Below are 7,653 nucleotides of genomic sequence, written 5' to 3'. Positions count from 1 at the left end.
AGGGCCGTTGCCGCGGACGATGTCGATGGCGCGGTGGCGTTGAACGCCCGTTTCCACGCCAAGGTGATGGAGTTGGCGGGTAACGCGGTGCTGGCGGAGTTGGCGGGGCAGGTGGATCGTCGGGTGCGGTGGTATTACACGCCGATCGCCCGGCAGCGTGGTCGGCAGTCGTGGATCGAGCACCGGGAGTTGATCGCTGCGATCGCCGACCGGGACGAACAGCGTGCCACCGCCGTCATGCGGCAACACACCGAGCACACCCGGACGTCGTACCACGCACGTCAGCGGTCCTAGCGCCTAGAACGCGTCGGCGTGCGCCCCGACCCACTCGGCGAACGTGCGCGGCGGCCGTCCGGTGACCTGCTCCACCGTGGGCAGCACGACCGACTCGTCCAGGGTGCCGTCGACGAAGAAGCTGAAGAAGGCGTCGACGTACGGCTTCGGCATGCCGGACGCCTCCATCTCGGTGCGTGTCTCCTCCGGCGTCAGCCCCACGGCGCGCAGGTCCCGGCCCAGGGCCGCACCGAGGATCCGGACGCGGTCGGCGGGCAACAGCGCCTCGGGGCCGGTGAGTTCGAGAGGGCGGTCCGCCCAGTCGTCCGACAGCAGTGCGCGCAAGGCCACTTGGGCGATGTCGTAGGGGTCGACGTCGGTGGTGCGGACGTCGGGGAACGGCACCCGGACCGTGTCGCCCTTCCTGATCTGGTCCGCCAGCCGGAGCGCGTTGGACATGAAGCTCGTGCACCGCAAGGACGTCCAGCGCAGCCCCGACGCGCGCACCGCGTCCTCCGCGTCGATCAGATAGCCGGCGACCGCGTTGCCCCGGTCGCCGGTGCCCGCGGACCGTCCCGACAGCAGGACCACCCGCTCCACTCCCGCGTCCCGCGCCTCCGCGAGGATCTGCCGCTGCCCGCCGTATCCGGGCATCAGGAACAGTCCCCGTACGCCGTCGAGCGCGGGCCGCACCGACTCGGGCCGGTCGAGATCTCCCGCCACGGCCGCGACGCCCGCCGGTAACCCCTCGCTCCGCCCGGCCCGGCTGAGCGCCCGTACCCGCTCGCCGGACTCCGCCAGCGCGCGCACGAGTTCGACGCCCACGTTGCCCGTCGCGCCCGTCACCAGAAACATGGTCTCCCCCTCCGCCGGGCCCGTCTCGCCGAGGCGGGCTGCCGTCGGACCCATCCTGCGTGGCGGGTGCCGACAGCGCCAGAGTGCGCCGCTCCGCGCCAGAACGCGGCGAGTCTTTGTCCTGTGAGTGGGGAAAGTCGGTATCAATCTCTGCACAGCTTCTTCCCAGGTGGGGCAGCCACTGCTACGTTCCCCTCGAAAGCACGCCAACGGGTGGCCGGATGAGGCGGGGAGGGGCTCGTGAGACGCATGACGGCACGACCTGCGAACGCCCATCAGGCCAAGCTGCTCAAGCTGCTGCGCGACGGAGGCCCCAACTCCCGTGCGCAGCTGGGCGACGAGGTCGACCTGTCACGGTCCAAGCTGGCCGTGGAGGTGGACCGGCTGCTGGAGACGGGCCTGATCGTGGCCGACGGACTCGCCGCCTCCCGCGGCGGACGCCGGTCCCACAACATCCGGCTCGCCCCTGCCCTGCGTTTCCTCGGCGTCGACATCGGCGCGACCTCGATCGACGTCGCCGTCACCAACGCCGAACTGGAGATCCTCGGGCACCTCAACCAGCCCATGGACGTGCGCGAGGGCCCGGTAGCGGTCTTCGAGCAAGTCCTGTCCATGGCGGCGAAGTTGAAGGCGTCAGGGCTGGCGGAGGGTTTCGACGGGGCCGGTATCGGTGTTCCGGGGCCGGTGCGCTTTCCGGAGGGTGTTCCGGTGGCTCCGCCGATCATGCCGGGCTGGGACGGCTTTCCCGTGCGGGAGGCGCTCAGTCAGGAACTCGGCTGTCCGGTCATGGTCGACAACGACGTGAACCTGATGGCGATGGGGGAGATGCACGCGGGCGTGGCACGGTCCGTGGGTGATTTCCTCTGCGTCAAGATCGGTACCGGTATCGGCTGCGGCATCGTCGCCGGCGGTGAGGTCCACCGCGGGGTGACGGGCAGCGCGGGCGACATCGGGCACATCCAGGCCGTGCCCGACGGCCGTCCGTGCGCCTGCGGCAACCGGGGCTGCCTGGAAGCCCACTTCAGCGGGGCGGCCCTGGCCCGGGACGCCGTGGAGGCGGTCGAGCAGGGGCGGTCGGAGGAACTCGCCGCACGTCTCGCCGCGAACGGCACCCTGACGGCCGCCGACGTCGCCGTGGCCGCCGCCGCCGGTGACGCCACCGCGCTCGATCTGATCCGCGAGGGCGGCAACCGGACCGGCCAGGTCATCGCCGGACTGGTCTCCTTCTTCAACCCGGGCCTGGTGGTGATCGGCGGCGGGGTGACCGGACTCGGCCACACCCTGCTCGCCGCGATCCGCACCCAGGTCTACCGTCAGTCGCTGCCGCTGGCGACCGGCAACCTGCCCATCGTGCTGGGGGAGTTGGGACCCACCGCCGGAGTCATCGGCGCGGCCCGGCTCATCAGCGACCACCTGTTCTCACCCGCGTAGGTCTGTTCCGCACCCGCCCAGGTCTGTACCGCCAAGTCCGTACCGCCTAGGTCCGTACCCCCAAGTCCGTACCGCCCAGGTCTGTACCGCCCAGGTCTGTTTCTCACCCGCACAGGTCTGTCCCTGCTACGGCACACCAGCACAGCGCCCTGCCTCGCCCTGCTCTGCCTCGCCCTGCCCTGAAACCGGCCCGCACGCCCGCCAAGGGGACCTCATGGCACCAGAACCACCGCTGCTCAGCATGTCCGGCATCACCAAGTCCTTCCCGGGAGTCCGGGCCCTCGACGGCGTCGACCTCGACGTCCAGGCCGGTGAGGTGCACTGCCTGCTCGGCCAGAACGGGGCCGGGAAGTCCACCCTCATCAAGGTGCTCGCCGGCGCCCACCAGCCCGACACCGGCACCATCCGCTGGCGCGGGGACGAGGTCACCCTCCGTTCGCCGATCGCCGCCATGCGCCTCGGCATCGCGACCATCTACCAGGAACTCGACCTGGTGGAGCACCTGTCCGTGGCCGAGAACGTCCATCTCGGGCATGAACCCACGGCCGCCGGGTTCGTCGTACGGGGAAAGCAGGCGAAGGCCTCGACCGGCCTGCTGCTGAAGCGACTCGGCCATCCGGAGATCGATCCGGCGCGCCTGGTGGGGGAGTTGTCGGCGGCGCAGCAGCAGATCGTGTCCATGGCGCGGGCCCTCTCCCACGACGTACGGCTGATCGTGATGGACGAACCGTCCGCCGCACTCGACCCGGACGAGGTCGACAACCTCTTCCGGATCGTCGGCGACCTCACCGCCGAGGGGGTGGCCGTCGTCTACATCTCCCACCGCCTGGAGGAGATCCGGCGCATCGGCGACCGGGTCACCGTCCTGAAGGACGGGCGGGCCGTGGCGGTCGGGCTGCCCGCGAAGTCGACGCCGACGCGTGAGGTCGTCTCGCTGATGACGGGGCGCAACGTCGAGTACGTCTTTCCGGAGCGGCCGGTCGCGGCGCCGGACGGTCCGGCGGTCCTGGAGGTCCAAGGGCTCGCCCGCGACGGCGAGTTCGCGGCCCTGGATCTCTCCGTGCAGCCCGGGGAGATCGTCGGGCTCGCCGGACTCGTCGGCTCGGGACGCTCCGAGATCCTGGAGACGATCTACGGTGCCCGGAAGCCCACCGCCGGTCAAGTCGTCGTGGACGGAAAGGCGTTGAAGCCGGGCAGTGTACGGGCCGCGGTCCGGGCCGGGATAGGACTCGCCCCCGAGGAGCGCAAGGCGCAGGCCCTGCTGATGCTGGAGTCGGTCACCCGCAACGTCTCCGTCTCCTCCATGTCCCGTTTCTCGCGCGGTGGTTGGATCGACCGTGGCGCCGAACTCGGCGCGGCCCGGGCGGCCACCCGGGAACTGTCGCTGCGGCCCGACAACCCCGCCGTGCCGATCCGCACCCTGTCCGGCGGCAACCAGCAAAAGGCCGTCCTGGCCCGCTGGCTGCTGCGCGGCTGCCGGGTCCTGCTCCTCGACGAACCCACCCGGGGCGTCGACGTCGGCGCCCGCGCCGAGCTGTACGCGGTCGTCCGGCGCCTCGCCGACGAAGGGCTCGCCGTGCTGCTGGTCTCCAGCGAGGTCCCCGAGGTGCTCGGCCTCGCCGACCGTGTCCTGGTGCTCCGCGAGGGCCGTGTCGTACACACCGCGCCCGCCCGTGAGCTCGACGAACACCGCGTACTCGACCTCGTCATGGAAGGAAGCCCGGCGACATGACGCAGCCCGTGTCCCCGCCCAGGGGAAGCGCCGACAAGGCGCCCTCGGTCAGTGAACCGTCCGCGTGGCGAGGAGCGTTCGGGCGTGCCGACGTCCGCACCCTCTCCCTCCTCGGCGTGCTCGCCGTCCTGATCCTCATCGGCGGCATCACCAAGCCCGACGAGTTCCTCGACACCCGCAACCTCCAACTCGTCCTCACCCAGGCCTCGGTGATCGGTGTCGTCACCGTCGGCATGACGTTCGTCATCACCTCCGGCGGCATCGACCTGTCCGTCGGCGCGATCGTCGCCCTCGCCTCGGTGTGGGCTACCACCGTCGCCACCCAGGAGTACGGCTTCACGGGCATCCTCTTCACCGCGGTGCTCGTCGGAGTCGGCTGCGGCCTCGTCAACGGGCTGCTCGTCGCGTACGGCGGGATGGTCCCCTTCATCGCCACCCTCGCCATGCTCGCCTCGGCGCGCGGACTCGCCCTCCAGATCACCGACGGCCGCACGCAGATCGTCACCGTGCCCTCCGTCCTCGACCTCGGCGAACGCGACGCCTACGTCCTCGGCGTCCCGCCGCTCGTCATGGTCTTCGCGGTCGTGACGATCATCGGCTGGCTGGTCCTGAACCGCACCACCTTCGGCCGGCGCACCGTCGCGGTCGGCGGCAACGCCGAGGCGGCCCGCCTCGCCGGCATCGACGTCCGCCGCCAGCGCCTCTACCTCTACCTGCTGTCCGGACTGTGCTGCGGCATCGCGGCCTTCCTGCTGATCATCCTGTCCGGCTCCGGCCAGAACACCAACGGCAACCTCTACGAACTCGACGCCATCGCCGCCGCGATCATCGGCGGAACCCTCCTCAGCGGGGGCCGCGGCACCATCACCGGGTCCGTGCTCGGTGTCCTGATCTTCACCACGATCACCAACATCTTCGCCCTGAACAACCTGCAGAGCGACGTCCAGCAGATCGCCAAGGGAGCGATCATCGTCGCCGCCGTGCTGGTCCAGCGCCGTACCGCAAGCACGACCTGAGGAAAGGGTTCACCGCCATGACGTACAGGACGAGTCGCAGAGGGCTGCTCTTCGGGACCGCCGCCGTGGGTGCCGGTGCCCTCCTGGCAGGTTGCACCAGCAACGACTCCGGGGACGACGAGCCGGCCGCGAACGACCAGCCGGCCGCCGACGACAAGCCCGGCAAGGCCGTCACCATCGGCTTCGCGGGACCCCAGGCCGACCACGGCTGGCTCAACGCGATCAACGACAACGCCAAGAACCGGGCGAAGAAGTACTCCGACGTGACCCTGGAGATCACCGAGGGCTCCAACGACACCGCCCAGCAGATCGGCCAGATCGAGACCCTCATCAACAAGAAGGTCGACGTCCTGGTCATCCTGCCGGCCGACGGCAAGGCCCTCACCCAGGTCGGCCTCAAGGCCATGCGCGCCGGGATACCGGTGGTCAACCTGGACCGCATCTTCAACACCCCGCAGGCGTACCGCTGTTGGATCGGCGGCGACAACTACGGCATGGGTCTGAACGCCGGCCACTACATCGGCCAGAAGCTCAAGGGCAAGTCCAGCGCCAAGGTCATCGAACTGGCCGGCCTGGACAACCTGGAACTCACCAAACAGCGCACCCAGGGCTTCGACGACGCCCTGAAGAACTACCCCAACGTCCGCAAAGTGGCCCGCCAGGCCGCCGAGTTCACCGTGGAGTCCGGCCAGGCGAAGATGGCCCAGCTGCTCCAGGCCCAGTCCAGCTTCGACGCGCTGTGGAACCACGACGACGACCAGGGCGTGGGCGCGCTGCGCGCCATCGACCAGGCCGGGCGCGACGACTTCCTCATGGTCGGCGGCGCGGGCGCCCTGTCCGCGTTCCAGGCCATCAAGCAGGACAACGGTGTCCTCAAGGCCACCGTCCTCTACCCGCCGACCATGGCCGCCTCCGCGATCGACCTCGCCCGCGCGCTCGGTCAGTCCAAGGGCATCGGCGGCCTAGCCGAGTTCGAGATCCCGGCCTCCCTCACCCTCTACTCGGCCGTGGTCGACAAGACCAACGTCGACCAGTACATGTCCACCGGCTTCAAGTGAGGCGTACCGAAACAGGGCCGGTCCCGGCGACCGGACCGGCGGTGGACAGCGGTGCACCCCGGCCGCGCCGGTCCATGGGACGGGCCGCAGGGGCCCGGTTCGTCGACGAGTTCACGGCACGGGCCGCAGGGGCCCGGTTCGTCGACACGTTCACGGCACGGGCCCCGGCAGCCCGGTTCGTCGACGGACCGGGCTGCACCCCCCACCACGCCACGACGACGAGGAGGACATCGCGCATGGCACAGCCGCAGCAGTCAGAAGAGGCCGAGGTGCCGCCGCTACGGGTCGGCATGGTCGGCTACGCCTTCATGGGCGCCGCCCACTCCCAGGGCTGGCGGACCGCGGGGCGCGTCTTCGACCTGCCCCTGCGCCCGGTGCTCGCCGCGATCTGCGGACGGGACGCGGACGCCGTGCGCCGGGCCGCCGACCGGCACGGCTGGGCGGCGGCCGAGACCGACTGGCGGGCCCTGGTCGCGCGGGACGACGTCGACCTCGTCGACATCTGCACCCCGGGCGACAGCCACGCGGAGATCGCGATCGCGGCGCTGGAAGCGGGCAAGCACGTGCTGTGCGAGAAACCCCTCGCCAACACCGTGGAAGAGGCGCAGGCCATGACCCGGGCGGCCGAAGCGGCCCACGGGCGAGGCCAGTTGGCGATGGTCGGCTTCAACTACCGTCGGGTGCCCGCCACCGCGCTGGCCCGCCGCATGGTGGCCGAAGGACGGCTCGGCAGGCTGCGGCACGTGCGGGTGACGTACCTCCAGGACTGGCTCGTGGACCCGGCCGCGCCGCTGACCTGGCGACTGCGCAGGGAGAAGGCCGGCTCCGGATCGCTCGGCGACCTGGGCGCCCACATCATCGACCTCGCCCAGTACCTGGCCGGAGAGCCGCTCGCCGGGGTGTCCGCGCTGACCGAAACCTTCGTACGGGAGCGCCCGCTGGCCGGTGCCGTCAAGGGTCTCGCTGCCGAGACCGCCACCGGTACCGGCCAGGTCACCGTCGACGACGCCGCCCTGTTCACCGGCCGCTTCGCCTCCGGCGCCCTCGCCTCCTTCGAGGCCACCCGCTACGCCACCGGGCGCAAGAACTCCCTGCGCATCGAACTCAACGGTGAACGCGGCTCGTTGGCCTTCGACCTGGAGCGCCTCAACGAACTCGCCTACCACGACGGCACCGAGCCCGGCACGCACGCCGGGTTCCGCCGCATCCTCGTCACCGAACCGGATCACCCCTACCTGGACGCCTGGTGGCCGCCGGGTCACGGTCTCGGCTACGAGCACACCTTTGT

Annotated in this window: 7 protein-coding genes; 6 read left to right on the top strand and 1 reads right to left on the bottom strand. The window is 70.7% G+C overall.

Going from position 1 to position 7,653, the window contains the following annotated elements:
- Nucleotides 1-294 (top strand): FCD domain-containing protein (locus AQJ54_RS15185; protein ID WP_159055524.1); only part of this gene is annotated, 294 nt, incomplete at its 5' end.
- A 3-nt stretch (nt 295-297) separates the two neighbouring features.
- Here the strand turns inward: AQJ54_RS15185 and AQJ54_RS15180 are convergent.
- Nucleotides 298-1,128: an NAD(P)H-binding protein gene (locus AQJ54_RS15180; protein ID WP_062237774.1), complete on the bottom strand. Its 831-nt coding sequence runs from the start codon at nt 1,126-1,128 to the stop codon at nt 298-300.
- A gap of 249 nt (nt 1,129-1,377) precedes the next feature.
- On the opposite strand from AQJ54_RS15180, the gene AQJ54_RS15175 reads away from it, so the two are divergent.
- The 5 genes from AQJ54_RS15175 to AQJ54_RS15155 form a co-directional block, all read left to right on the top strand.
- Entirely contained in the window at nt 1,378-2,559 is a 1,182-nt protein-coding gene (locus tag AQJ54_RS15175; protein WP_062237772.1) for an ROK family transcriptional regulator, read from the top strand.
- Nucleotides 2,560-2,773: 214 nt separating this feature from the next.
- Nucleotides 2,774-4,291 (top strand): sugar ABC transporter ATP-binding protein, encoded by a 1,518-nt coding sequence (locus AQJ54_RS15170; protein ID WP_062237770.1) that lies wholly within the window; start codon nt 2,774-2,776, stop codon nt 4,289-4,291.
- Nucleotides 4,288-5,307 (top strand): ABC transporter permease, encoded by a 1,020-nt coding sequence (locus tag AQJ54_RS15165; RefSeq protein WP_062020924.1) that lies wholly within the window; start codon nt 4,288-4,290, stop codon nt 5,305-5,307. The genes AQJ54_RS15170 and AQJ54_RS15165 overlap by 4 nt, the downstream gene beginning before the upstream one ends.
- Nucleotides 5,308-5,324: 17 nt before the next feature.
- Complete coding sequence (locus AQJ54_RS15160; RefSeq protein WP_062020921.1) at nt 5,325-6,365, top strand: substrate-binding domain-containing protein; 1,041 nt, start codon at nt 5,325-5,327, stop codon at nt 6,363-6,365.
- A 236-nt stretch (nt 6,366-6,601) separates the two neighbouring features.
- A partial coding sequence (locus AQJ54_RS15155) for a Gfo/Idh/MocA family protein (protein WP_062238636.1) occupies nt 6,602-7,653 on the top strand: 1,052 nt, incomplete at its 3' end.

Source organism: Streptomyces griseorubiginosus (assembly GCF_001514195.1).
Taxonomy (GTDB): domain Bacteria; phylum Actinomycetota; class Actinomycetes; order Streptomycetales; family Streptomycetaceae; genus Streptomyces; species Streptomyces griseorubiginosus.
This window is presented reverse-complemented; position numbering and strand designations above follow the sequence as displayed.

Coding starts and splice junctions, on each gene's coding strand:
- AQJ54_RS15180 (WP_062237774.1), bottom strand. CDS start 1,128: ATGTTTCTGGTGACGGGCGCGACGGGCAACGTGGGCGTCGAACTCGTG.
- AQJ54_RS15175 (WP_062237772.1), top strand. CDS start 1,378: ATGACGGCACGACCTGCGAACGCCCATCAGGCCAAGCTGCTCAAGCTG.
- AQJ54_RS15170 (WP_062237770.1), top strand. CDS start 2,774: ATGGCACCAGAACCACCGCTGCTCAGCATGTCCGGCATCACCAAGTCC.
- AQJ54_RS15165 (WP_062020924.1), top strand. CDS start 4,288: ATGACGCAGCCCGTGTCCCCGCCCAGGGGAAGCGCCGACAAGGCGCCC.
- AQJ54_RS15160 (WP_062020921.1), top strand. CDS start 5,325: ATGACGTACAGGACGAGTCGCAGAGGGCTGCTCTTCGGGACCGCCGCC.